Source organism: uncultured Photobacterium sp. (assembly GCF_947502415.1).
In the GTDB taxonomy this organism is placed as follows: Bacteria; Pseudomonadota; Gammaproteobacteria; order Enterobacterales; family Vibrionaceae; genus Photobacterium.
In genome coordinates, this window is record NZ_CANMZV010000007.1 from 109,416 (window position 1) to 134,156 (window position 24,741).

Below are 24,741 nucleotides of genomic sequence, written 5' to 3' on the forward strand. Positions count from 1 at the left end.
TAGCCCTTTTTTCGTTTGTTCTGCGGTTACTTGTTGTTGCGAAGATCGATGATTGGCATAGACTGTTCGCCCATTACCGTCGTTGGCACTTCGCCGCCCCAGCGCTGGATTTTTTCCAGTTCGATCACCAAGCCACCAGAGACTTTAAGCGCAGATGCCTTTGCTCGGATGGCGGCAGCTTCGGCTTCACCTTCACGTTTTACTGCAGCAGCTCTTGCAATGGATTTTTGCTCAATGGCATAGGCTTCACCGTCGGCGCGTGCTTTTGCAGCATCACGATCAGCATTTGCTGTGTTAACCGCTTGCTGTGCTTCCAGATCCTGGCGTTCAAGGCGAAACGCCTCTGCATCGCGTAGGTTTTTCTCGTTTAGCTTACGGTCGATAGAGTCGCGGAACTTTTGAGGCAGCACGATATTTTCAATCTGAATGGAATCAACGGCTACCGGAATGCCTTCCAGTTCTTTGGCTAGTTGGGTTTCAACGTCGGCAACGGCGGCCTGACGATTCTGGATCAAGCCTTCAGCTGTGTGTTTTGCAACCCCCATTTTTGCGGCATTACGTAGACGCGGCGCCAGGATGCGTTGTTCGAATTGTTTTAAGTCACCGTATTGGCGGAATAACTCAAGCGTGGTTGCCGGGTTGACAGTCCAGTTGGCGGAAATGCTGGTTTTGATTGCCAGTTGCTCGGAAGTTGCAGCGGCAAGCGGCTCTTCCATACGCTTGGTACGAATTTCAATTTCTTTGATTGATTCAACAAACGGTATTTTGAAATGCAGGCCTGGGGTTTCTTGTTTGATGGCTTCGCCGAATCGGCTAACAATGCCTCGGTGGCCTTCCGGGACGGTATAGAATGAACCTGCCAGTGTAGCGACTACAGCAACGGCAATAATAGTTTTTACGGGGTGAATTTGTGGCAGTTTAACTTGCATGAATCCTCTTGTGAGTTTTGTTTTAGTACCTTGTGGCAAAAATGCGCTGTGATTTTATATCTTTGATTACAGAGTAAACAATATAAGTCACTGATATAAATGCTATTATCTTTATTTGTGCACTCGCGCGCATTGATGTTCGATGAGTAGGTGATTTGGAAGCATAAAAAACTATAGGAATGGTGATAACACTGAATTGATACTGTTCTTTTGCGGGAGGCTATGATGTTTTGCTCATGGGGGATGGGCATTATGCAGTTTTATAAGAGGAGAGCTGGAGGGCGAAGCCCGCAATTGCGGGCTTGGGGTATTGTTTGGAGCACGGTATTGTTATTTTTTTTTCGGCTGGGTAAATCCGCCATAAAGATCTAATCGGCGGTGGCGAAGGTTGGTAACGGAGCCTTCGGTATTGAGGTATTTCAATTTATCGAGTTCAATATCGGCAAAGACGATCATTTCGGTGTTCGGGCTGGCTTCGGTGATAGTGGCATCGTGGGGGAAATAGATATCTGACGGGGAAAACACTGCCGATTGCGCGTACTGGATATCGACATTATCGACCCGGGGCAGGTTGCCGACACTGCCGCCAATGGCAACATAGCATTCATTTTCAATGGCCCTGGCCTGGGCACATAACCTGACTCGAAGATAGCCATTTTTTGTATCGGTCCAGAACGGAACGAACAAGATTTGTAAGCCTTGCTCGGCCATCATCCGTCCCAGCTCGGGAAATTCTGCATCGTAGCAGATCAGGATCCCGATGCGTCCGGCATCGGTATTGAATACTTTTACTTTGTCTCCGCCGTCAATTACCCAGTCTTTTTCTTCATGAGGAGTGATATGGATTTTGAATTGTTCGTCAATACAGCCATCACGGTGGAGAAGGTAAGAAACATTATAGAGCCGTTCATTTTTGGTTACCGGCATACTACCCGCGATGATGTTGATATTGTAGGTAACAGCCATTTGGGAAAAGCGTTCTTTAATTTCGTCGCTAAATTCGCTCAGAAAGCGGATAGCCTCTACCGAGCTCTGATCGGTTTGTAACCCCATCAGCGGGGCATTGAAAAACTCCGGGAAGAGGGCAAAGTCGGCCTGGTAGTTGGACAGTGATGAGACAAAAAACTCGGCTTGGTCCATCAGATCTTCAACCGACAGCATTGCCCGCATCTGCCATTGGACAAGCCCCAGACGAACCAGGTTTTTCTCTACGTCGAGAATAGAAGAAATGTCCTCTTCATAGAAAACATTATCCCACTCCAGCAATGTACCATAGCCGCGGGATTTTTCGTCTTCAGGTAAATAGTGTTTCATCAGGCGTTTGACGTCGAAATCATTGGCGAGCTGGAAAGACAGGATCGGATCATGGATCTCTTTACGCTTAACTTTTTCTATGTATTCGGGGACAGATAACTCACTGGCTACTTTGTGGTAACCGGGAATACGCCCACCGGCAAGGATTGCTTTGAGATTGCTGCTGCGACAGAGCTCTTTACGTGCTTCATACAATCGCCGTCCAAGCCGGAGGCCCCGGTAATCCGGATGGACAAAGACATCCAGACCATATAAAGCATCACCGCTGGCCTGGTGCTGGATGACATTTTGTTCGTTGATGATATCGGTGTAGGTGTGGCTGAGAGAAAATCGGTTGTAGTCGACCTTGATGGTGAGCGCAGCTCCAACGATTTTCCCACTGTCTTCAATGCAGAGCTGGCCGTCGGGGAATTGGTGGATTAAATCCATAATGGTCATACGTGGCCATGCTCCCCCGACATCTGGAAATACCAAGTTCATCAGGGCGGCTAGCTCCGGATAATCTCCAGACTCGATTTTGCGTAAGTTTAGCAGGGGAGTATTGCTCTCCATGCGAGTGATCTCCTTATAACTATTTTTGTTGGGAGTTTATTCACCGCTAGATGTCAGTACCAATTGGGCTGGTAGTGGAGCAGGATTTTATAATGAGCCTCTAGGGTGCTGATTAACTCAGATTATTCATCACCAAGTTTGGCACAAAAATTGTGGTTTTCCTGCAGAGTCGGATTTCTATATTCAAGAAAAAGCCACCGGGGGGGAGGTGGCTTGTTCACATTGGGTTTCGAAGTCTTGGGGGAATGTCGACTGTTCAACCCGAACTCTTGTGGTTGTTTGTGGTGCAAGGGATAGATCGTAGAGGCCGCGTAAGCGGCATTGTTAAAGTTTAAATTGCTTACCGCAATCTCGACATTGATGGATTGACTTGTAGAACAAGCGTTGCCAGATATTCCGTTTTATCCGTACTAGTTGAGTACAGTTACATTCCATGTCTCATATGCCTTGTTAGTTAGATTGTGCAAAATGTTTCGCATGATTTTACTGAACTAAGGTCACTGATTTCAACCGCATCTCAATGTGTTGATTCTATTGCTAATAATTATTTACAAAATAGGTATTGATGAATGCTTGCTGGTGTCAGGTGATATTTATTTGGTGTGATCAAGTGCATATATTCTAAGCCGGTTTAATAAAACTGCCCGGATATGTTGCTAGCCTAGTGAGAGAGACTCTTGAATATTTAATTTTGTAATAACTTCCCCCGGAATATAGCTCTGGAGATAACAAAAAGATTTTAATATCAAGGAGATAAAATGAATGGATTGTCAGGGTTACATATAGACCTCCGTCAGGTGATCATTGCTATAGAGGCCGCGGTTTCTCTCGTGGGAATGGACGATACAAATCACGGAAAACGCGTCGGTTATATTGCCAGTCAGTTGGGAAAACAGCTTGGTTTTAATGAACAGTCGATACAGTTTTCATTTGATCTTGGTTTATTGCATGACTGTGGTGTATCTACGGCACAAATGCACTCTTATCTTGTCAATAATTTTAATGGGAATGATGCTCACATTCATTGTGAAGCTGGTTATCGCTTATTGAAGGATTTTGAGCCACTTTCAAAGTTTGCAACGCCTATTCTTTATCACCACACACCGTGGGAAGAGCTAAAGAAACTCGACCTTAGTTCTCACGATGTAATTATGGCTAACCTTATTTTTCTTTCAGATCGTATCGATGTGATGGCTGCAACTCATTACAAGACTGATTTCTTATGCGCCAGAGAAAAAGTGGTTAAGTCAATTATTAAGTATGCTGGAACACTTTTTGCGCCATCACTCATCAAGGCTTTTCAACAGTTAGCCATGTCGGAAGTTTTCTGGATTGCACTGGAGGAGCGTCATATTACACGTTACACATGGGATATGGGGCAATTTGAAAGAAGCCAGCTATTAACTATTGCTCAGCTTAAACAGCTTTCATTAATTTTGGCTTATATCGTTGACCAGAGGAGACCCTTTACAGCTCAACACTCGATCAAGGTTGCTAGGTTAGCGCGATATATTGCATCTGCTTTTGGATTGCAGAGTGAACAATGCGATAAAATTGAAATAGCAGGTTTGTTGCATGCTGTTGGTAAGCTTTATATATCGGACGATATAGTTGAGATGCCAGGAACCTTAAGTGATGTTGAATTATCAATTATGAAGCAGCACAGCTATGAGACCTATGAAATTCTTAGACACATAAAGGGGCTTGGCGAGATTGCCCGTTGGGCTGCGTTCCACCATGAGGGGGGGAATGGTGTCGGGTATCCGTTTCATCCTGAAGAGAAAGATTTAAGTATTGAAGCTCGAATTATTGCTGTAGCCGATGTCTTTCAGGCATTAGTGCAGGGCAGGCCGTATCAGGATGGCACGCCATTAACCAAGGTAATTGATATTCTTGATGAATTAACAACTAGCGGAAAACTCGATCAAGATATTGTGAACCTCACCAAGAAGCATAAAGACGCGTGTTTTGATATTGCAAAGGAAAACAATGCTAGAGAAACAGCCTGTGCGGTTGAAACAACAGTATCTGAATATTTGTAAGTCATTGAGAGGTTCTATTTAGGCCGCTCTCGACACCATATCACTGGTTTTGTTAGAGCTAATGAACTAAGGTGGGGCGGATGACCCACCTTAGTGGAAGATATGGTTGTTTTATTAGGGAGCCGGCTTGTCAATCGCTTCACCAAGGTAGTCAACCAGCATCCTGACCTTTGGGGAGAGGTGGCGATTGTGCGGGTAAAGCGCCCAGATCCCGTCGTCTTTTTCGGTGAACTGGGACAGTACCGGAATAAGCTGGCCGCTGTCGATATACTGTTGAACATAATAATCAGGTAGCTGAACAATACCGACCCCTTTTAAAGCTGCATCGGTTAAAGCATGCCCGCTATTGCATCTCAGGTTGCCTTTGACCCGAATATTGCGAGGCTTCCCGCCTTCCTGAAAGCGCCAGTAATCCAGAGTGCCTTGCAGGCAGTTGTGTTGGTCCAGTTCCGACAAAGAATGAGGAACGCCTTGGGCTGCCAGGTATTTTTCTGATGCACAGACATATTGGGTACGGGAGCCGAGCCGTTTGGCCATCATGCTGGAATCCTCCAGCTTGCCGAGTCGGATTGCCAAGTCAAAACCTTCGTCAATTAAATCGACTTTCTTGTTTGATAACAGTAGCTGAACTTCCAGTTCCGGATATTGCATCATGAAATCGTTGAGTAGCGGTGCAATGGTGCCTTCTCCGTAGGTAACGGGAGCGGTGACTTTCAGTAGTCCGCGAGGGGTGCTCTGCAAATTAGAAATTGCTCGCTCAGCTTCTTCCAGTCCATCCAGTACCTGTCGGCAGTGCTGGTAGTAAATGCGTCCAACTTCGGTGACGGAAACCTTACGGGTCGTGCGGTAGAACAGCTTAGCTGCCAGCCGTGTTTCGAGTGCACTGATTTGGCGGCTAACCTGAGCCGTTGAAATTCCGAGCTTTTTTGAGGCCGCAGTAAAGCTTTCAGCCTCAGCTACAGCGACAAATTCGCTGACACCTTCCCAGTTAAACATTGTTACTACCACGTACAGGTTGCTTGCTATTGCCCGTGATTATCGGTGAACAGGTAGTAATTGCAAGTTGATTGCTGCGAATCAGTTTTTAGTGAGCCAATTGTTCTTTCGTAAAACGGATTATTTCCCACAGGTAAAAGTTATTTGTGTTTTTGCCTAATTGTCATCGTAAATGAAGTCAATATAATGCACCCATCGAAACGGAACACACCGTTCGGACCAAATTAAAATCGAAGATAGGATGAAGAAATAAATGACTGCTCAAACAATCAAATCGAACCGTGCTGTATTTCGATAAGTGATTTTTCGATTTAGCTGAAAGATTAGCGATTCATTATCCTGATTGAAATCTTTTGTATTTTACTGCCTTTCCCACCCGGCCCACGCCTGGTGGGCTTTTCGCTTAACTTGCTCTCGGAGAGGCTGCTTCGTCTTTCCTGCTATTAATACCAATCCAAATCGGAACGACAACAATGTGGACTAAACTTCGTGACTCAATGCCTTTGCAGTTGATGCTGGCAGCGATAATGGCCTGGCTTTTTGCCCTTACTTTTTCATCGACGGCGGATGTGTCGCAGCAGAGCTGGTATCACCTGCTGATGCTGGGAAAAACCAGCTATATCGGATTGCTGAAAATGGTGGTGGGAGTGGTTGTTATGCTTTCACTTCTGGAGGGAATCACCAGTATTGGTTCGACGGTTCGATTGAAGAAGCTGGGCGTAAGCACCTTGCTGTTTTACAGTTTTACGACCTTGATTGCGATTAGCCTTGGTTTGGGGACGTCATTATTGTTACCGGCATGGCAGCCATTGAATGAATTTGCCCCGGTAACCGATGGTGTCAGGTTGATTAGTGAAGATGCTGCGGGTGGTACTGCTATTGCGGCAAAACTCCTGAACATGGCGCTGGTTAATCCGGTCGCGGCACTGGCAAGCGGTAACTTGCTGGCTATCGTTTTGTTCTCGTTTATGCTCGGGCTGGCTTTGCTCTCAGCATTGCCTGCCAAGCATCCATTATTCGAAATGCTGAGTGGTTTGAACAAAGGGGTCAATGCCATGGTACGTGGTATTGTCCGGTTTGCACCGCTGGCTGTTTTTTCGATTGTGTTTGAGTTCACTCTGTTTGGAGGGGAATCGCTGTTTGGCCAGTTGGCCCTGTTTGCTCTACTGGTATTTGCCCTGACTTTGATCCATGGCGTGGTGGTATTGCCGACCATTGCCAAAGTAGCTACAGGTATTCGTTTTACTACGTTATTCAAGGCAATTTCAGCACCGCTGGCGATGGCCTTTGCGACCTCATCCAGTTCGGCCACGTTGCCGCTGGCAATGCAAAGTGCGGAGGATAAACTGGGTGTATCGAAAAGTACCAGCAGTATGGTATTACCGCTTGGCGCAGTGATGAATATGGATGGTACCGCTTTATTTGAAGGTGTTGCCGCTATTTTCCTGGCACAGTTATTTGGTGTTGATCTGACCACGACAGGGCTCATCATGATTTTCATTATGGCGATGGTATCATCGGTTGGTGCCCCTGGAATGCCATCTGGCTCAATGTCTGGCATGCAGCTGGTACTACTGGCGGCGGGAATTCCACTGGAAGCTATTGCCGTATTGCTGATCATCGAACGTCCGCTCGATACGTTCCGAACTGCTGTTAATGTGGAAGGGGATTTAATCGCGGCTCTGGTCATTGATAAATGGCAGCAGCGAGTGAGTTCACCAGAACTGGCAAGTGAGGGGGTATAGAGACAAGTTGGTTAAATTGGCTGGATAAAAGAACAAGGCTGTTGCCTTGTTCTTTTTCTGTTTTATCGAATTTAGATAAAACGGATATTGACCGCCTGCAGCTTGCTTGTTGAGTCATCCATGATGAACTCGACCAAGCTGCCTGATACTGGCTGGCTCTTGCCGTAGATACTTGTAGCATCAAAGCGGATGTCACCGCCAAGGTCGCAAGTGATCAGGCCTGTTTTATTCTGCGGGTTAAAGCTACGGATAATACCGGTTTGTGAAGTCATCGTGTTTTCCTTTTTGCCCAAACTTTGCTTTGTTCGCCTCATGGCATTAGCGTTAAGTTTGTGGCTATCAAATTGAGTACAAATACATTCCGGCCATGCTGGTTAGCGTGGCTGGGTTCTTTGAAACTCATTGACCTTTATCTCTTCACCGCTAAGAGTTCACCCTACTCATTAGCTCATCACTGCATGATCGTCTGCAACGTTAACGACGACAGTGGAAAGAAATCATCTGCATGATCTTTTTGGGAGGTTCTTCTTACTTTGGCGAGAAGTGAGGAGTGTTCTTCGAAAATCATTGTTAGGTCTGAGTTCCAGACTTAAAAACACTAAACAGAAAATTAGGGGTTGTAAACATTTTTCTTGCACAAAAATGTGACTGATTTTTACTTTTTTGCTAATTAAGTGTGTTTTACTTTGATTTTAAATGATTTTTAATCTGTTTTTTTTACATCTTTTTTTACTGTGCAGAGTGAAATATTTTCTTTTCCTGTCCCTCTGACCGGTTTGGTCGGTAGTTTCTTGCTCAAGTTTTTCGAACAAGACCAATCAAAATATATTATCGAGTGTGAGTAAGGTCACACCTATGATGTATATCAACACGCAGAAAGACTGCGTAACTAAAACCGACAACAGCTCGAAAGTGAGGAAGTTATGAAAAAGTCAATTGCAGGTATTATCTTAACCGTAGCAACATTTTCAGGGGCAGCTTTGGCTGATTTTCGACATGGACTTGACTTGGATGTCTCACCACAAAAAGGTGGTGCATGGGTTGTTGTCGAAAAAGCGGGTCAGCCTCAGGCGGGCGTTCAGGTTTCTCTGCATGGTGAGAGCTATACAACCGCTGAAAACGGCCGGGTGTTTGTTTACAGCAAAGGCGAATCAGCCCAGTCGGTGACGATCAATGCCGTTGATGAAGAGGGTAATAGTGCATCGGTTAAACGTTTTATTCCTGCGAGTCGCTCTTAGGTTATTGTTTTCAGTAAAAAATAAGACATTCGATAACAGCTTGCTTATTTGTTTCTGTATAAAGGCAACGGCTTGGAACCGTTGCTTTTTTATGCCGTCCAATATTTGAGACAGCGTCGTGTAGACTTAAAGTAGGTCGATAACCCTTTACTGCTTATGGGATTGGGTTGTCTTTGTATCAGTTGCCTTATGAAGTAACAGCTATGTTTAGGTTATTGATTGTCGTTGGCTTAGATTTGTTTTTTGCTTTGGCAGTGTCAGGTTGTTCATCGACGCCGAATACTCAGCAATCTTTCCGAGAAGGTCATGAGTTACGCCAGCAGATGGAATTCGTTCGGACCATTGAGCGGCACAATCAGGTTTTTCCCAATATCCGGCTTGATCGGCTGCCGCATTAGTTTCATCTGACTGGGGGGACATGTGCCAGATCCGGTTCGCCGCAGTGGCTCAGGATCTCCATTCTTGCCTCGTCCCTCATAGCCAGTGCTGCGCTCCAGTCTTGTCCTTTGGGATAGATTGGATTGCTGATAATGACACTGACATCCCCACGCCTTGGAAAAAGGGATTTATCGCGGAGCTTGGATCGTGTTCCGCAAAGGGTGATGGGGATTATTGGCAGGTTGGCATCGATGGCTGCGGTAAAAGCTCCCATATGGAATTGATGCAGCCCTGCCATACGGTAGAGGGTGCCTTCAGGGAAGAGGCAGAGTGGCTGGTTGCTTTTTGCACTGCCTGCGATCCGTTTGGCATCGAGAATGCCTTTCTGCACATCAAAACGTTCAACAAATTCAGTGCCGAGCCGGGAGAGAAAAATCCGGGCTAATGGGTTTTTGAGTAGTTCGGCTTTAGCGACAAAGCGGCAATTCAAATCGGTAGCTGCTGTCATGATTAGGCCGTCAAGGTAGCTGGAATGGTTTGCGACCAGGATGAATTGGCTGTCGTCACTGGGCAGGTGCTCTTCACCTTCAATGGTGAGTTTTGTGTTTGTCAGTTTTATCAATGAACGGGCACCAAACCGGGTGATGGCCCAGCACCAGTCACGGTTAGGTATCGCGGCAACCAACAGCCAGACGCTCGGTGCCAGAATCGCCATAACTAACCACATATAGGTGGCGTAGCCAAAATCGAGCAGCATGCGAGAGTAGCGTTTTAACTGTGGCCGGATACCGGCCTGTACCAGGCGTAGCGCTTGCCACCACACAGCCCGTTGGCGAATATCAAGCTGGTTTTGTTCGTAGAGTTCTTTGCAAGCTGCGCGGCGAATTTTCCCGCTGGAGGTTTTGGGGATGGTATGAGGCGGAACGATCACGACATCGTCTGCCGGGTTATCGAGTAAATCGACCGACAGGTTATTGATTTGGTGTTTGAGCTCTTGTTTTCTGGTTTCATTTGTTTGCCGAGTTTCAGCCAGGACAATCAGACGCTCGGTTCCTGATTGTTTGTCGTGGCTGGCAAAGGCGGCGACACAGCCTTTGCGTATTCCATCGATATTGCAGACGGCTTCTTCCAGTTCGTGGGGATAGATATTACGGCCTGCACGGATGATTATGTCCTTGGTGCGGCCGGTGAGAAAAAGCTCGCCGCCGATGGTAAAAGCGCGATCCCCGGTATTGAGCCAGTCACCGTGGTAGAGCTGTTTGGTTTTTTCCGGATCCCGGTAATAGCCCTGAGTGGATGAAGGGCCTTTGAATTCCAGCTCTCCTTCTTCTCTCTCCGGCAGCTCTCGCCCGAACTCATCGACCACTCGGATTTGGTGGCCAGGTAATGGTTGGCCAAGTCCGATAATTTGGATCGCATCGGTATCATCGTCAGTTGCGGTGATGGCACGGCCAAAACGTACCATCGGCTCGCGCTGGATCCGTTCTATTCTTGGTAGTCTGACATCGGTGGGAAAGGTTAGCCCGACGGATGATTCTGCCAGTCCGTAGACGGGGGACATCGTTTCCGGACGGAAACCATATTTGCCGAAGCGCTCGGTAAAGCGTTTGATGGTGCTGGGGCTGACCGGTTCAGCACCGTTCCAGGACAGACGCCAGCTGCTGAGGTCTAACCCTTCCAGCTCGCTGTCATCTATTTTGTTGATGCATAGTTCATAGGCGAAATTGGGTGCCGGGGATAATGTGCCTCGGTGGCGGTGGATAGCCCACAGCCATCGCTGGGGTTTTGACAAGAAGACCAGCGGTGACATGATTACCAGTGGCATAGCGTGGTACAGGCTGCCAAACCAAGTGCCGATCAATCCCATGTCGTGATATACAGGCAACCAGCTGACAAAGACATCGCTGGAATTTGCCTGGACGACCTTGCCCATCGCCCGAATATTGTGCAGCAGATTGTCGTGGGTCAGGGTTACGCCTTTGGGCTGGCCGGTACTGCCGGAGGTATATTGCAAAAAGGCAATATCGTTTGGGGCTGCTTCACCGACGTTCATCTGCTCGGGGGCATGTTCAAGTTCGGGGACGGTAACGACTGTTTTGATGGAAGGTACCAGCATCCGTAACAGGTGGGAAAGCGGTTTGGCTTCCGGTACCGTGATGAGTAGCCGTGCCTGAGCATTGTGGAGAATATTGGCGTGGCGTTTTAAGTGATCTTCTATCTGGGATGGCCGTGCTGGCGGATAGATGGGAACGGGAATGGCTCGGGCATATAAGATTCCGAAAAAGCTATAAAAATAATCATTGCTGGTTGGCAGCATGATAGCGACACATTCACCGGGAGCGATGTCTTGCTCGATTAATCCGCTGGCAATTTGCAGGGCTTTTTCTCTGAGAGTGCGATAGCTGATTTTCTCAACATGGTCGGCATCCTGGTACACGTAGAGGTGGGGGCGGTCGGGATGGGTACTGACATGCCAGTCCAGAACCTGTTGCAGGGTTTCGACATGCTCCGGTGCCGACTGGACAATATCGAGCTTGATTTGCTGGATCACCTGTTCGGATATCGCATGATGGTGATGATTGCTTGCCTGGAGTAATTCTCGCAGTAAATCCCGCGGAGTCTCTATGGTTGCCAGAGTCTGGTCGGGCAGGGAAGTCTCAAATGTTGTCTCAGTACGCTGAATGAGTTCTGCTCGTGTCAGGCTGTCAAAGCCAAGATCCTGATCCAGGCGGCAGTCTAGAGTGAGTGGGACGGATGGTTTTTCTCCTTGCCGCAGTTCCAATATTAGATCTTCTATCAGCTTTAAGACTGATTCGGCAGTTTGTTCCGGCTTTTCTGTTTTCAGGGTTTTGGGATTGACCGTCATAGCAAGCATCCTGCAGCAGAGTGTGGCCCCAATGGAGCGATAAGATAGAAGACTAACGCTTGATTGAATTGTAGTTAAAATCAGTGAATGGGAAGGTTCTGGCTGATAAGTTTTGATAACTTTTACTTATTTTCGAGAAGCTTGGCAAAGTTTGGTGACGGTGGGACGGGAGGTTTTTTTGCGTTTTTGAGGACCGAGTACGGAGGGCTAAAGGGTTATGATTATGACATCGGGGAAAATAAAGGCCCCGCAAGCGGAGCCGTTATCAATCAGGGAGGCGTTATACTTCGCTGGCAATGAAACCGCCGGTCTGGTGCTCCCAGAGCTGAGCGTAAATGCCATCACGTTTCAGCAGTTCCTGGTGCGAACCTTGCTCGGTGATTTTGCCGTCATCGATGACAATTAGGCGATCCATCGCTGCGATAGTTGACAGGCGATGGGCAATAGCGATGACTGTTTTGCCTTTCATCAGTTGGTACAGACTTTCCTGAATGGCTGCTTCGACCTCGGAATCGAGGGCAGAGGTGGCCTCGTCGAGGAGCAGGATCGGCGCGTCCTTGAGTAAAACACGGGAAATGGCTACGCGCTGGCGCTGGCCGCCGGATAATTTCACTCCCCGCTCGCCTACCTGGGCATCGTAACCGGTATTGCCGTGAGGATCGGTTAGCGTGGTAATGAACTCATGGGCATGAGCCTGTTTAGTCGCTCTGAGCAAATCGGCTTCGCTGGCATTCGGGTTGCTGTAGAGAATATTCTCGCGAATCGAACGGTGCAACAATGAAGTGTCCTGGGTTACCATGCCAATCTGGCCGCGTAACGAGTCTTGGGTGATATCTGCAATGTTCTGGCCGTCAATGCGAATGGCACCTGATTCCACGTCATAAAATCGCATCAGCAAGTTGACCAAGGTGGACTTACCTGCACCCGAGCGACCGACCAGGCCGACTTTTTCTCCGGGGCTGATATTCAGGTTTAGTTTTTCAATTACGCCTTTTTCTTTACCGTAGTGGAAGCTGACGTTATCGAATTTAATCCCGCCTTGGTGGACGTGCAGATCGGGTGCCTCCGGTTTGTCCTCGATTGCTACCGGTTTTGACAAGGTTTTCATGCCATCGACCACAGTACCGATATTTTCGAACAGGCCTCCAACTTCCCACATAATCCATTTCGACATGCCGTTGATACGTAGTGCCAGGCTGACGGCAATGGCGATGGCACCAACACTGATCGCTGCATTTGTCCATAGCCAGATTGACAGCCCGGTGATGATGAAGACCAGCAGATAATTAATGGCTTCTACTGAGATATTAAATCCGGTGACCAGGCGCATTTGGCGATACACCGTATCCATAAAACCACTCATGCCCTGCTCTGCGTATTCAGTTTCACGGTTGGTGTGGGAGAACAGTTTTACCGTGGAAATATTGGTGTAACTGTCGACGATCCGGCCTGTCATCATCGAACGGGCATCGGCCTGTTCGGTCGCAATATGCTTGAGCTTGGGAACATAGAGAAGTTGGATGCCGATATAGGCTGCCAGCCAGAGCAGCATTGGCAGCATCAGACGGTAATCTGACTTGCCGATCATTACGATCATGGAGCCGAAATAGACCGTGATATATACCAGTACATCCAGCAATTTCATTACGGTTTCCCGTACAGAAAGCGCCGTTTGCATTACTTTTGTCGCAATTCTTCCGGCGAATTCATCCTGGTAGAAAGAGATGCTCTGGCGCAGCAGGTAGCGGTGTGCCAGCCAGCGGATCGACATCGGATAATTGCCGAGCAGGGTTTGGTGGACGATGAGCGAGTGCAGTGTGATGAGCAAGGGGACGACAATCAGTACGATTAGTCCCATCGCCATCAGTTTTCCACCTTCTTCTGCCCAGAAGGTGTCGGGATTATGGGAAGTCAGCCAGTCAACCAGCTGGCCCATGAAGCCAAACAGGGAGACTTCGACGATGGCAATTAACGCACTGAGAACCGACATTGCAATGAGCGGCAGTTCGAATCCGCGGGTGTAGTGGCGCAGGAATGCGAACAGCTTGCCAGGCGGTTGCTCGGGTTCATGGGGTGGAAATGCTGAAGACAGCTTTTCAAAACGTTTGTACATAGAGTGATGATTCCGGTTGAGCTTAGGGGCCGGCGACTTAGGCCGGTACATTTTTTATTGTTGACAGGGGAGGCGCTTTCGTCGTCGTTGCTGGCTTTGCACATATGGAATGACACTATTTTTTCAGAAGCGACTGAATATCCATAGTTGACAATTATTGTATAGCTGCGTGCGAGCGTCTGTAATTGGTAAATTCATTTGGAAGCGAAAGATAAAGATAAGTAAAGACGAAAAAGCCCGTATTTGGTGTTCGGGCTTTTTCAGGCGATTTATCGGATATACTTTTTAATCTTAATCCGGCTGGCTGTAATGTTTGATGATCTTGGTTACTTCATCAATTCGGCGGATGAAGCTTTGCTTAGAGGCCCGTTCAAATTCTGTGTGATCGCCGTCGCCGAAAGGGCCGAAGCCGTCGAGCGTCGGAGTACCGGCTCCAGAGGTAACGTTGGCATCGCTGACCCCACCACGTTGCTCCGTTTTAAGCGGGTAGCCAATAACTGCAGATAATGTGTTGATAAATTCTTGTTGATCAGCAGATGGTGTCATTACGTTACGCTGTAACCCACCGCTTAGTGAAGCTGTGACCCCCTCGACGCCGTGTTGGGTGATCAAGGCCGGAATTGCGTCCAGAATGCGTTTTTGCTCATTAGTTTCGGCAAAACGGGCTTCGACCATTAATTTGGCATACGGTGAAATAGTATTGGTGCTGGTTCCTCCTTCGATTAAGCCGACATTAACAGTGCTGCCTTGTTCAATCTGGGTTAAATCCGTCAGGGTGATTAATAATTTAGCTGCCGCTAGGTTGGCATTTTTTCCGCTGGTATAGTGGTTGCCGGCATGGGCGGCAACCCCTTTGAGTTCGATGCAGTAGGTGGCAACGCCTTTGCGTCCGTTGACGATTTCGTGGTCTTCACCTGCGGCCTCGAAATCAATGCAGGCGTCATAGTTGATGGCAATTCCCTGGGTTAGTAGTTTGCTATCATCGCTTCCGGTCTCTTCGTCGCTGACCAGCAGAAAGTCGACATTAGTGATATAGCCGTGTTCATTGAATATATTACGCAGGGCTGACAGGGCGACAAAGTTCCCGCCTTTCATATCACAGGTGCCCGGGCCATATACCCACTCTGTATCTTCACTAAATCCCTCGAAGGTATCTGGTGGGAAGACCGTATCAAGGTGTCCCATTAGTAGTAGCCTTGGCTTGCCTGCGACGATCGGACTGGATAGAAGAAGATGGTTCCCGATATGGTCTCGTTGAAAAATTGTTGCCGCCATGCCGAGTTTTTCCAGCCAGGTTTGCATTAGTTTGCCATTGGCATCAACCCCTGCTTTGTTCTGGGTCCAAGAATTATTTTCAACCAGAGTTTTTAAGTCCGAAAAATCGATACGCTTCACAACTTGATTCCTTCCAATGTAATTGCGCTGAACGGCTCATCTGTTGATGAGAATTACCACCTAGGTCACTGTTCTCGACTTTGTGCAACACTATGATGTGCAACTATATTACTACCTATTTGAAGTCGTTTGGATGCCTGTTTGGCATAAATTTGAGGTTCGGGTGATTAAGGAGTAAATCATGGCCCCTCATCGTGTTGGTTTATGGATGTATCAGAACTCTGGCGGAACGGAGATTGAACGCAAGATCGTCTCGAAGTTGAATGAAAGGAATATAGAAGCTATTACAGGGCTGGATTTGAATCACGCCTCGGCGCATAACGGCAGTATTTTCTGTAATGGTCATGTGATGGAAGAGCTCGACCTGTTTTTTTCTTATAACGCCGGGCAACAAGGCCCATTTCAGGTGTACTTGTACCAGACCCTGAGCAGTATGATCCCGACGATTAACAACTACTCGGCGTTTGAACTGACAGAAGACAAGTTCCGTACGGCGCATAGGCTCAAGACTTATGGTATTCCGACGGCTGATCATATTGTCTGTAATAAAAATAATATTGAGCAGCTTAAGGAACACCTTCGTTTCTGGCAGGGAACAGCGATTTGCAAGCCGGTAAACGGTTGGGGAGGCCGGGGGATCATCAAGCTGGAAAGTGAACGGGATCTGGATTTGCTCCATCCGTACATCTCCCAGCAAGATTCACCGCAGTTCTATATTGAACGGGTGATCGAGAACGATTTTACCGACTACCGGATAGATGTCGTTGATAATAAATATGTTGCTTGCTATGGCCGTAAAGCGGCGCCGGGAAGCTGGAAAACGAATGTTACCAGTGGTGGCAGCGTGATGCGTCGGGAGCCGACAGCGGAAGTGGTTGAACTGGCATTGAAGGCCGCGAAAGCAACGGGGTTAGAAGTCGCCGGTGTCGACATTATTTATGACATTGAACACCAGCAGTATGTGGTTCTGGAAGTCAACGGCATTCCGGCATTTGCTACGCCGGATCAGGAGCAGGCTGGTCTTGATTTCAACGATACCAAGATTTCTTACCTGGTTGATTTGATTGAGCGCACCGTAACCCAAGGTGACTCTACTAAACCGGAACTGTTCGCCACAGAATTTAACCCTGCAGATCTTGCAGCCTCTTCAAGCTCTCTCGTTAAGGATAAAATACTATGATTTCTCCAAAGCAGTCTTTGCCGACGATCGGTTTGCTCTACCTCGATCATGTTTTGCGTTTTTTCGACAGATCCAACTTCAAAGGCTGGCCAAACAAGATCGAGCAGGTGGTTTATCACTGGGGAAATGATAAGCAGCGTTTCATCAATGAGGTGAAACGCAAGAAGATCGATGTATTGATTGGTAATGTTCCGGCTACCGCCTATGAAACGTTTCGCGAAATTGCCAGGGCGCTGCCTGAGGTTGAGTTTATTCCGTCGTTGGATACCCAGTTCAGCAATAAGTCCAAGGAAAATGTGACTCACTTCTGTGAGAAGTACCAGCTGCCGATCCCGGCCACTAAGATTTTTTATCAGTCAGAGGAAGCATTGGCATATTTGCGTAGCGCGGAGTATCCAAAGATCGTTAAGCGTTCTTATGGGCCATCTAACTATGGCGGCTATTTCGTCCATAAAGTTGATAGTGCTGACGAGGCCGTTCGTTTATTTGCTGAAAAGCGTTACTACCCGGCCTATATTCAGGATTATGTTCCGATGAAAGCCGACATTCGGGTAATGCTGGTGGGTCATCAGCCGGTTTGTGCGTTCTGGCGTCGTCCACCGGAGGGAGAGTGGCTGACCAATACCAGCCAGGGCGGCAGTATGGATTACCAGGACGTACCGCAGGAGGTGCTGGATTTATCTGTTCGGGTCTCGAAGGCTGCTAATGCCGAATATTGGGCTTGCGATATTGCTGTGAGCACCAAGGATGAGTACACCATTCTTGAATGCGCAACGGCTTTTGCTGCATTCCCGTATATTCGTGACTGGATTGGTCAGTATTTGATGTGGCTACTTGGGCCTGATCATTTCAAAAAGCCTTATTTTGCCAATCGTAACTGGGAAGAGTTGGGCAAGATTGATTCTTCGCTGCTACGTACCATGCGCCACATTAGCTTTGGCCAGGCAAGCTATTCGACAGATACCGGTGAATATGCTCCGGCTGATGAACAGTATTCATTGCTAAAAACCGATCACGTTCTTGGTGAAGAGTGGCCGAGTGAAGCTTGGAACTTCCAGGATATGTATAAAAAAGGCGAGGAAAACCCTTACATTTCTCAAGAAGTAACGAATAGGTCGCCAGAACGAGCAGGGCCGCAGATTCAGCCTTTGGACAGCGGTATAGAAGATCATGCTGAGCTGGCTGTACCGCAGGACAATCTGGAGGAAACCGAGGGTTTACCTCAACCAGAGGAACTCGTTGCCTTCTTTAAAGGTGTTCGGGGGATTGGTTCCGTGTTGGCTGAGGAGATTGTTAGTACCTTAGGCGTGGAAGGAACCGTGTTTGCGCTTAATTATGAGCCGCAGAAATTGACCGGTTTCCGTAACCTGAAGCAGAAGAAGCTGGAAGCTATTCTGAGTAAATGGAGTGAATGTGAACTCACTTGTTAAGGATTGGCGATGAAAAAGCAATATTTATCGTATCAGGAAACGATTGATTTTCTTTCTCAGGCAATGGCGAAATACCCGAACCTGATCCGATTGGAAAGTATTGGTGATACCCATGAAGGCCGGCCGATCATGATGGTAACCATCTCTCAGGATGTTGCCTATGCCGATCTGAAACCGGCGTTGCTGTATACCGGTACGATTCATGCGAGGGAGTGGATCGGCATTGAACTGGCTGTGAATTTCGTTCAGTACCTGCTGGATAATTATCCCAGTAACCCGGATGTGGTTGAGGCTCTGACGCGTAATACGCTTTATATGGTGCCTTGCCTTAATCCCGATGGTTTCGAATATTCGCGTCAGCATTTTTCATTCTGGCGTAAGAACCGGCGGGATAACGGTGATGGCACCTTCGGTGTCGATCTAAACCGTAATTTCGGTATTAACTTCCGCCAATCGGCAGATACTAAATCGAATATTTACGGTGGTCCGGGGCCATTTTCCGAGCCGGAAACTCAGGCAATAAAACGATTTGTCGAAAGTCATAGTAACATCCGGATCGCGCTGGATTATCACTCGCAAGGCAATGTGTTCTTTCCTGCCCATAAATTTAACCATGAGGCGGAAATTGAAGGGACAGACCTGAACATTCTGTGTGCCAACATGGCGAATGAAATCCATAAGGTGACCAAGCGCCAGTATGGGATCCACCGTGGTAAGCCGCCGGCGAACCTGATCCACGGTAGTGGTCGTGAGTATTATTATGATCGCGGGATCTTATCTTCGGTAGTGGAAGTTGGCAGCCGTAATATCCCGGACTATTTGATCAATATGTCGCAGAGTGTGGATGAGAATATTCCGGCGTTACTCTATGCATTGGGAACGGCGATTAACTATTCCGATCTTGCGCCGAAAAGGCCGGAAAACTTCTCTGTTAAGGATGTGTCTGCAAATCAGGTTGAGTTAGTTTGGGATCAGTCGCCGGATGATGATGGCTGTTATTATCAGGTTTATCGCTGTGAGTCTCCTAAACACCATTGTACCAGGGAGAATCTGATAGCGATCACTTCACAAAGCGAATATACCGATAAGCAGCTTAAATCAGGACACCGTTATTATTACAACCTGCGTAAAGTTGATCGTGTCAGTCGGATCAAGTCACCTTTTGCGCCGGAAGTGAAAATCAAAACCTGCCTTGAAAAGGATGAGTTCGCGTTTACCCTGTTTCCGAATCCGGAGCAAATTGGTTATGTCGGTGAGCTGACTACTACTCACAATGCCGAGCACTTCGGTAATAATTCGCTATTTATCGGCGTCAATAAAACCAAAGGGGTGTGCTACGGTGTTATTGATTTCAATATCGATCGGCTCCCACCAGACGCTGTGATCAAGGATGCGGCTTTTTCCCTGTATCCAATGAACCGGGTTGGAGCCAAGATTGAAAACTATGGAGAATGGTCGGTATCTATCCTTAACCCTGATGATATTAGTGACATTACTAATTTCGATGAGATCCAGGCTGCGACACCGCTGCAAACACTGGGTGATGCGATCGACTCAGATCAGTTGACCCAGGGGATTTGGAACAATTGGCGGTTTAGTGCTCTTGAGAAGCAGTTAGTTGAAGATCAGATTGAAAAAGGACGTTTGCTGCTTCGCCTTCAGGGTCCGGATCGACTGCCTCTTGGCAATGATTCCCAGATGATGCAGTTTGATATTGGTTATGGTCGTTTCGGTGGTGGCATCCATTACCGGCCGAGCCTGGATCTTATTTATACCCGACGTCCGTATCATGTTGCGCTGGCCGCGACCGATTGTCATACCATCAACCGTGCAGAGCCGGAGCAAGGCATACTGCGATGTGGCTTTGATGATGAAGGGGACACCGTATTCGGTCAGGTGGCTTTTTCGCTCTCCTGTATTAGCGATGCTGCGGATATAGTGATCACCCAGGCCTATTTTGCAATTGAAAGCGAGTCGTTGGCTGAGGAGTCGCAGCCGATGCGTTTTACGGTTGAAATTGCTGAGTTAGATAATCCTGACTATGACAGTGTTAAGCAACGCGAGAAGATCGAATTTCTGGGTTATGAAGTCAGTAGTGAGGATTTGACGAAGTCGCCCCGCCAGCTCTTTATGTTTGACAGCTCGGCTAGGCAACACTTGGAGCAGTTTCATAGTGAAAGGAAGACCGTCAATCTGATAATTCGCGCCACGTCGTCATCTCGGCAAAAACAAGCCATTGTCAACTGGCATGGGCTTGAGAGTGAGAAACGGCCGGAATTGGTGATTGAATATATCGAACGTCGTAAACAGCCGCTTGAGTCGCCGCAGGCATTGCAGGCAACGTTACAAGATGGTTTGGTGAAGCTGACCTGGGATAATCCTGAACATACAGACTTTGTTGGTGCGTATGTGGTCAGAAACAGTTTCCATCCGCCTCGCACACCGTTCGATGGGGTGAAGCTGTATGCTGGTAAAGACAGCTATACTTTCGATCGGTTTGGGAATGCAAATATCCCGAAATTCTACTCGGTATTTAGTTATGACAATGTGCCAAACTACTCGGTACCAGCGACCCTCAAATTCAGTACCGATGAAGTTACTCCCATTGTCTATGACGAGTTTGAGCCTCAGGATGAGGTAGAGAAACGTTATCGGGACGGGGATTAATCCTCGATAGAAATCGTGCATTTACAGAGCGCGCTTGAGTGGCGATATATGACATAAGCCGTTCGCAGCAAACGTTGCGGGCGGCTTTTTGTTTACGTAGATAATTGTTCTGTTGTGCCATTAATTAATCAATTCAGCGCATGATTATCATTAATTTGAATCATGCTGGTTTGCTTTTTACACTGCAAGAGTCGGGAGAAACTGCGGATGAGAGACAGATGAAGGAATACATCGACAGTGTATTGACCATCAGGGATTTAGGCTCCGGTTTAGAAAGTAGCTCGCGGGATCGCCTGGCTATGCGATTACAGTTGGGGGAACACCTGGCAATTTCAGGTCCGTCCGGGTGTGGGAAAACCAGTTTGCTTTTGGTTCTGGCTGGATTAAGAGCGCCGGTCAGTGGTTCATTTTGTTGGCAAGGGCAACCTATTTGTGCTGAATCCCTCAGATGGTGGCGTCAGCAGTTTTGCTATTTGCCGCAATTGCCGGTGATGGGTGCTGATAATGTAGGTCAGGTACTGCGGTTACCTTGGCAGCTTAAAGCATTAACGTCGAAACAGCCTGATGATGGTCGTTGTCGGGAAATTCTCGAACAGCTAGACCTGCATCATGATTTGGATGTGCCGGTAGAGCAACTTTCTGGAGGAGAAAAGCAGCGCTTGGCGATTGCCAGGGCATGGTTAATGGAGCGGCCGATATGGTTGCTTGATGAACCGACATCGGCGTTAGATCCGGTCAGTCGCAACAGGGTGATAGAGTTGCTCTCAGCACTGCCTCGAATTTCAATTTCGGTTTCTCATGACCCCGTTTGGCTAAAAAGCAGCCATTATCGTCATGATATGGGAGGTCACCATGGATAATGCATTGGAGATCAGCAATCTGGCATTGGCTGGTTTTTATCTTATGCTCCTATTGCCATTATTGTTGTTTCACCGCTGGCAGTTAGGGCTGGGGCGAACTTTGGTTGAATCTGCGTTGAGGATGACGTTGCAACTGGCGGTGGTTGGGATCTACTTGCAGGCGCTGTTTACTTTTCAGAATCCGGGCCTGAATATTTTATGGTTGTCTGTAATGATATTGGTCGCAGGTTTCAGCATCTGCCGTCGGACCGAAGTGAATCTGAAAAAGGTGCTACCGGCGGTGATCATCGGGCATCTGGTCGCTTTGTTGGTGGTTTTGCCCTTGTTACTGGCTGGTGTGATCCAGGCTAAGCCCTGGTGGCAGGCGCAGTACATGATACCGGTTGCCGGTATGCTCTTGGGTAACTGCCTGACAGCCAATGTACTAGCTCTAGAGCGCTGGTATAGCGGCTTGAAAGATAAGCAGAACGAGTATCAGTTCTACCTTGCTCTTGGTGCTCCTAATCCTGTACTTCCGTTTATCCAGACTGCCGTTAGGGCGGCACTGTCACCCCAGTTGGCGTCAATGGCAACGCTGGGCATTGTCAGTTTACCGGGAATGATGACCGGGCAGATCCTAGGGGGGACTGAGCCCTTACTGGCAGTGAAATATCAGTTGCTGATTATGGTGGCGATATTTATGGCTGCGACTTTATCGGTTGCGACGACGTTGGCTGTTGTCAGCCGTTATGCATTTAATCGGTATGGGCAGTTGGTGATATAGGTAAGAAAATAATTAAATAAGGTAATCTAATTAGAAAAAGTATTTTATGGTGATATCTATATTAATGATATTAGGGTGATTAATATCATTAATGTGGTAGGTTCAAGAATTACAAAGAGTTAGTTTATTCAAATGAACCTATCACATTACTTGCTAATTTATATCAATTTCACTAAGCGCAAAGAGTATCAATAAGTTCTTTAGAATCATCATTACCATTAAGGAATGATTCATTTAGCCAATAAACGCCTTGTTCAATTTCATCTTCGTTATTAGCAGCCAAAAGTAAACCAGCACCTAATTGGTACTGTGCTTCTGGTTCACCGTTTTGAGCCGCTTTTTCGAATAGGCTTTGGGAACGTTGCTCATCTTGAGGGCAATGCTGGCCTTGCTGGTAGAGAGAAGCCAGGCAAAGCTGTGCGTAACCGTCACCAAACTTATCGCCAAGTTCTAAATAATACATAGCATTTTTATAGTCATTAGAATCAAGATAATATTGATACATTAATTCAGTGACTTCTGCATTTTCGACAGAAGACTCTTTTAGTGTATCTAGTAATTCATTTGGAACTGAAGCATTCAGAAGCTGCTCTTCAATTTCCGCCAGATTTAATTCTTTTGTATTGTTTGACATGTTTTTTTTATCCCCAAAAAGCGAGGAATAAAAATAACAGATTGAATGAGCACATTGAATAAATGTGCGTTTTTTAAAAATTGATAGTAAATCAATATGCTAGTTTTTTTTTATTTCGATTTATTCTTTAATTCAGTTGGTTAAGAAAACCTTAAAGTGTGATCTCTGTCTCAGAATCGAAGTTTGTTTGTTTGTTTTTTGAACAGTGGGGTTTAACTGTTGTGATTTGCTTATTATGTGAGCTGAATAGGTATTGCTTTCTTTATATGTTGTCGCTATTTGCGGTGACTTTGCTTGTTTGGCATAGATGGCGAGATAGGAAGTGGCGGTAGACTGAAGTTAAATCTGTACATCTTGCTTAGTACTTAGTTCATTTATTTCGTTTACACAACGTGACAGTAGTAACAAATATTGCGTGTTCTCAATTTTGAGGCTGTGTAAAGCAAGCGGAAATCAATGTGTTAACTATACTTCCAGACGAGTACGCTGATCATTGGTGTCGGAGTAACACCATAAGTCGGGATCATTTTTTTTCATACAGGGAAAAAGGTATGACTTTCATGGCTGAAAAAGGTAACAGTAAAAGTGATTACGTTTTAGGGATGGGAGAGAAAATTGTGAAATATCTGTGGTGGACGGGCTTAAAAAAAGCGGCGTCTTCCATGGATAACAAGCTGCCTAAGCCGAAACAACTGATTGTTGAGTTTCAGAAGGGATTGGCTGAGATTAGCTCTTTGAACAAAGTGTTGGGTGAAAACCCTTTTAGGCCGTTTTATGCGGATGATAGTGAGCTTAATTGCAAATCTTACGACAGTAAGCAAAGCTATCATGATGCTTTGCTGAGTTTCTTTATTGATCATGAAACGCCTGAGGACAAGGAAGATCTGATAAAGCCCCTGTTACCGCCTGAGGGACACCTTTTTAGCCATAAGACTCCGAATGAAAAGTGGTTTTTCCTTAATGGCATTGGAACAAATGAAGATATGGCAAGAATCAATGCTCGTATGCTGAGTGACATTTTCAAACGTCCGGTGACACCATTACATAACCCGACTAACGGTTTTATTCATGATTTGGTTGAGGTGCTAAATGGCAGGGGGAATTGCCGTAAAACATCAATTGCTCAATCGGCCAAAGATCAGATTTGGAGTGAGTTGCAAGTAATTAAAGAGAAACTTAAAACCGCAGGACCTACAGGAAGGAAGGAGTGCAAGGTTGTTGTGATAGCCCACTCTCAAGGAGGGGTTATTATGTCGAATGTTATCGGCATGCTGCTTGAGGAGCACCCGGGGGATCCTTTGCTGGATCAGTTGGAAGTCTACACTTTTGCATCGGCACACGATGAGTTCCCGTCGCCATGGGATCAAGAAAGGACTGTTTATGATGTTCCTTTCTGCGAGCATTTTGCCAATGATAATGATTTTGTAGCCCGGCTTGGGGTGATTAATGGTGGCGGAGAGAAGACAACAGGGAATGTTTACGTTAATCATGGAGCCGGTCATTTGTTGAATTTCCATTATCTGAGGGATTTTGAAAAGGGTAAATATGGCAAAGACAGCCGGTTATTTTCGCTTTGTAACGGCAAACGTTTGTCTGATTAATCTACGTATGATGGCTAATATAATTTTGTTTTTATTGG

General features: G+C 46.8%; 18 protein-coding genes. 9 read left to right on the forward strand and 9 right to left on the reverse strand.

Annotated features, from left to right (window positions below):
• Positions 1–26: 26 nt before the first annotated feature.
• A complete protein-coding gene (locus tag Q0852_RS09605) occupies positions 27–929 on the reverse strand; it encodes a prohibitin family protein (RefSeq protein WP_299017644.1) in 903 nt (300 codons plus the stop codon).
• Positions 930–1,259: 330 nt separating this feature from the next.
• A complete protein-coding gene (locus Q0852_RS09610; protein WP_299017647.1) occupies positions 1,260–2,795 on the reverse strand; it encodes a bifunctional GNAT family N-acetyltransferase/carbon-nitrogen hydrolase family protein in 1,536 nt (511 codons plus the stop codon).
• 758 nt (positions 2,796–3,553) lie between these two features.
• Between Q0852_RS09610 and Q0852_RS09615 the strand changes: the two genes are divergently transcribed.
• Entirely contained in the window at positions 3,554–4,837 is a 1,284-nt protein-coding gene (locus Q0852_RS09615) for an HD domain-containing phosphohydrolase (RefSeq protein WP_299017649.1), read from the forward strand.
• A gap of 114 nt (positions 4,838–4,951) precedes the next feature.
• Here the strand turns inward: Q0852_RS09615 and Q0852_RS09620 are convergent, their stop codons facing one another.
• Positions 4,952–5,833 carry a LysR substrate-binding domain-containing protein gene (locus Q0852_RS09620; RefSeq protein WP_299017652.1) on the reverse strand — a complete coding sequence of 294 codons (882 nt, stop codon included), beginning with the start codon at positions 5,831–5,833 and terminating at the stop codon, positions 4,952–4,954.
• Between the two features lie 473 nt (positions 5,834–6,306).
• Between Q0852_RS09620 and Q0852_RS09625 the strand changes: the two genes are divergently transcribed.
• Positions 6,307–7,578 (forward strand): dicarboxylate/amino acid:cation symporter, encoded by a 1,272-nt coding sequence (locus Q0852_RS09625; protein ID WP_299017655.1) that lies wholly within the window; start codon positions 6,307–6,309, stop codon positions 7,576–7,578.
• Between the two features lie 71 nt (positions 7,579–7,649).
• On the opposite strand, the gene Q0852_RS09630 is transcribed toward Q0852_RS09625, so the two are convergent.
• A complete protein-coding gene (locus tag Q0852_RS09630; protein ID WP_299017659.1) occupies positions 7,650–7,850 on the reverse strand; it encodes a hypothetical protein in 201 nt (66 codons plus the stop codon).
• A gap of 651 nt (positions 7,851–8,501) precedes the next feature.
• On the opposite strand from Q0852_RS09630, the gene Q0852_RS09635 reads away from it, so the two are divergent.
• On the forward strand, positions 8,502–8,816 hold the full coding sequence (locus Q0852_RS09635; RefSeq protein ID WP_299017662.1) for a hypothetical protein: 315 nt from the start codon (positions 8,502–8,504) through the stop codon (positions 8,814–8,816).
• A gap of 207 nt (positions 8,817–9,023) precedes the next feature.
• Here the strand turns inward: Q0852_RS09635 and Q0852_RS09640 are convergent, their stop codons facing one another.
• The 4 genes from Q0852_RS09640 to Q0852_RS09655 all read right to left on the reverse strand — a co-directional run bounded on the left by Q0852_RS09640 (position 9,024) and on the right by Q0852_RS09655 (position 15,568).
• Positions 9,024–9,236: a hypothetical protein gene (locus Q0852_RS09640; RefSeq protein WP_299017664.1), complete on the reverse strand. Its 213-nt coding sequence runs from the start codon at positions 9,234–9,236 to the stop codon at positions 9,024–9,026.
• Positions 9,217–12,060: an AMP-binding protein gene (locus tag Q0852_RS09645; protein ID WP_299017667.1), complete on the reverse strand. Its 2,844-nt coding sequence runs from the start codon at positions 12,058–12,060 to the stop codon at positions 9,217–9,219. Before Q0852_RS09645 ends, Q0852_RS09640 begins: the two co-directional genes overlap by 20 nt.
• A 280-nt stretch (positions 12,061–12,340) precedes the next feature.
• Positions 12,341–14,173 (reverse strand): ABC transporter ATP-binding protein, encoded by a 1,833-nt coding sequence (locus Q0852_RS09650; protein WP_299017670.1) that lies wholly within the window; start codon positions 14,171–14,173, stop codon positions 12,341–12,343.
• 291 nt (positions 14,174–14,464) lie between these two features.
• Positions 14,465–15,568, reverse strand: coding sequence for a M20 family metallopeptidase (locus tag Q0852_RS09655; RefSeq protein ID WP_299017673.1), 1,104 nt, complete (start codon positions 15,566–15,568; stop codon positions 14,465–14,467).
• 181 nt (positions 15,569–15,749) lie between these two features.
• On the opposite strand from Q0852_RS09655, the gene Q0852_RS09660 reads away from it, so the two are divergent.
• The 5 genes from Q0852_RS09660 to Q0852_RS09680 all read left to right on the forward strand — a co-directional run bounded on the left by Q0852_RS09660 (position 15,750) and on the right by Q0852_RS09680 (position 22,468).
• Complete coding sequence (locus tag Q0852_RS09660; RefSeq protein WP_299017676.1) at positions 15,750–16,748, forward strand: RimK family alpha-L-glutamate ligase; 999 nt, start codon at positions 15,750–15,752, stop codon at positions 16,746–16,748.
• Positions 16,745–18,178 carry a hypothetical protein gene (locus tag Q0852_RS09665; protein WP_299017680.1) on the forward strand — a complete coding sequence of 478 codons (1,434 nt, stop codon included), beginning with the start codon at positions 16,745–16,747 and terminating at the stop codon, positions 18,176–18,178. The genes Q0852_RS09660 and Q0852_RS09665 overlap by 4 nt, the downstream gene beginning before the upstream one ends.
• 9 nt (positions 18,179–18,187) lie before the next feature.
• Positions 18,188–20,845, forward strand: a complete 2,658-nt coding sequence (locus tag Q0852_RS09670; protein ID WP_299017683.1) for a M14 family zinc carboxypeptidase — start codon at positions 18,188–18,190, stop codon at positions 20,843–20,845.
• Between the two features lie 218 nt (positions 20,846–21,063).
• Positions 21,064–21,705 carry an ATP-binding cassette domain-containing protein gene (locus Q0852_RS09675; protein WP_299017686.1) on the forward strand — a complete coding sequence of 214 codons (642 nt, stop codon included), beginning with the start codon at positions 21,064–21,066 and terminating at the stop codon, positions 21,703–21,705.
• Positions 21,698–22,468: an ABC transporter permease gene (locus Q0852_RS09680; RefSeq protein WP_299017689.1), complete on the forward strand. Its 771-nt coding sequence runs from the start codon at positions 21,698–21,700 to the stop codon at positions 22,466–22,468. The genes Q0852_RS09675 and Q0852_RS09680 overlap by 8 nt, the downstream gene beginning before the upstream one ends.
• A 172-nt stretch (positions 22,469–22,640) precedes the next feature.
• On the opposite strand, the gene Q0852_RS09685 is transcribed toward Q0852_RS09680, so the two are convergent.
• Positions 22,641–23,102: a sel1 repeat family protein gene (locus Q0852_RS09685; RefSeq protein ID WP_299017692.1), complete on the reverse strand. Its 462-nt coding sequence runs from the start codon at positions 23,100–23,102 to the stop codon at positions 22,641–22,643.
• Between the two features lie 551 nt (positions 23,103–23,653).
• Between Q0852_RS09685 and Q0852_RS09690 the strand changes: the two genes are divergently transcribed.
• Complete coding sequence (locus tag Q0852_RS09690) at positions 23,654–24,703, forward strand: hypothetical protein (protein WP_299017695.1); 1,050 nt, start codon at positions 23,654–23,656, stop codon at positions 24,701–24,703.
• The last annotated feature ends 38 nt before the right edge of the window (positions 24,704–24,741 follow it).

What these genes read in the sequence shown, in the direction of transcription:
- Q0852_RS09605 (WP_299017644.1), bottom strand. Translation starts at nt 929, where the DNA reads ATGCAAGTTAAACTGCCACAAATTCACCCCGTAAAAACTATTATTGCC.
- Q0852_RS09610 (WP_299017647.1), bottom strand. Translation starts at nt 2,795, where the DNA reads ATGGAGAGCAATACTCCCCTGCTAAACTTACGCAAAATCGAGTCTGGA.
- Q0852_RS09615 (WP_299017649.1), top strand. Translation starts at nt 3,554, where the DNA reads ATGAATGGATTGTCAGGGTTACATATAGACCTCCGTCAGGTGATCATT.
- Q0852_RS09620 (WP_299017652.1), bottom strand. Translation starts at nt 5,833, where the DNA reads ATGTTTAACTGGGAAGGTGTCAGCGAATTTGTCGCTGTAGCTGAGGCT.
- Q0852_RS09625 (WP_299017655.1), top strand. Translation starts at nt 6,307, where the DNA reads ATGTGGACTAAACTTCGTGACTCAATGCCTTTGCAGTTGATGCTGGCA.
- Q0852_RS09630 (WP_299017659.1), bottom strand. Translation starts at nt 7,850, where the DNA reads ATGACTTCACAAACCGGTATTATCCGTAGCTTTAACCCGCAGAATAAA.
- Q0852_RS09635 (WP_299017662.1), top strand. Translation starts at nt 8,502, where the DNA reads ATGAAAAAGTCAATTGCAGGTATTATCTTAACCGTAGCAACATTTTCA.
- Q0852_RS09640 (WP_299017664.1), bottom strand. Translation starts at nt 9,236, where the DNA reads ATGTCCCCCCAGTCAGATGAAACTAATGCGGCAGCCGATCAAGCCGGA.
- Q0852_RS09645 (WP_299017667.1), bottom strand. Translation starts at nt 12,060, where the DNA reads ATGACGGTCAATCCCAAAACCCTGAAAACAGAAAAGCCGGAACAAACT.
- Q0852_RS09650 (WP_299017670.1), bottom strand. Translation starts at nt 14,173, where the DNA reads ATGTACAAACGTTTTGAAAAGCTGTCTTCAGCATTTCCACCCCATGAA.
- Q0852_RS09660 (WP_299017676.1), top strand. Translation starts at nt 15,750, where the DNA reads ATGGCCCCTCATCGTGTTGGTTTATGGATGTATCAGAACTCTGGCGGA.
- Q0852_RS09665 (WP_299017680.1), top strand. Translation starts at nt 16,745, where the DNA reads ATGATTTCTCCAAAGCAGTCTTTGCCGACGATCGGTTTGCTCTACCTC.
- Q0852_RS09670 (WP_299017683.1), top strand. Translation starts at nt 18,188, where the DNA reads ATGAAAAAGCAATATTTATCGTATCAGGAAACGATTGATTTTCTTTCT.
- Q0852_RS09675 (WP_299017686.1), top strand. Translation starts at nt 21,064, where the DNA reads ATGAAGGAATACATCGACAGTGTATTGACCATCAGGGATTTAGGCTCC.
- Q0852_RS09680 (WP_299017689.1), top strand. Translation starts at nt 21,698, where the DNA reads ATGGATAATGCATTGGAGATCAGCAATCTGGCATTGGCTGGTTTTTAT.
- Q0852_RS09685 (WP_299017692.1), bottom strand. Translation starts at nt 23,102, where the DNA reads ATGTCAAACAATACAAAAGAATTAAATCTGGCGGAAATTGAAGAGCAG.
- Q0852_RS09690 (WP_299017695.1), top strand. Translation starts at nt 23,654, where the DNA reads ATGACTTTCATGGCTGAAAAAGGTAACAGTAAAAGTGATTACGTTTTA.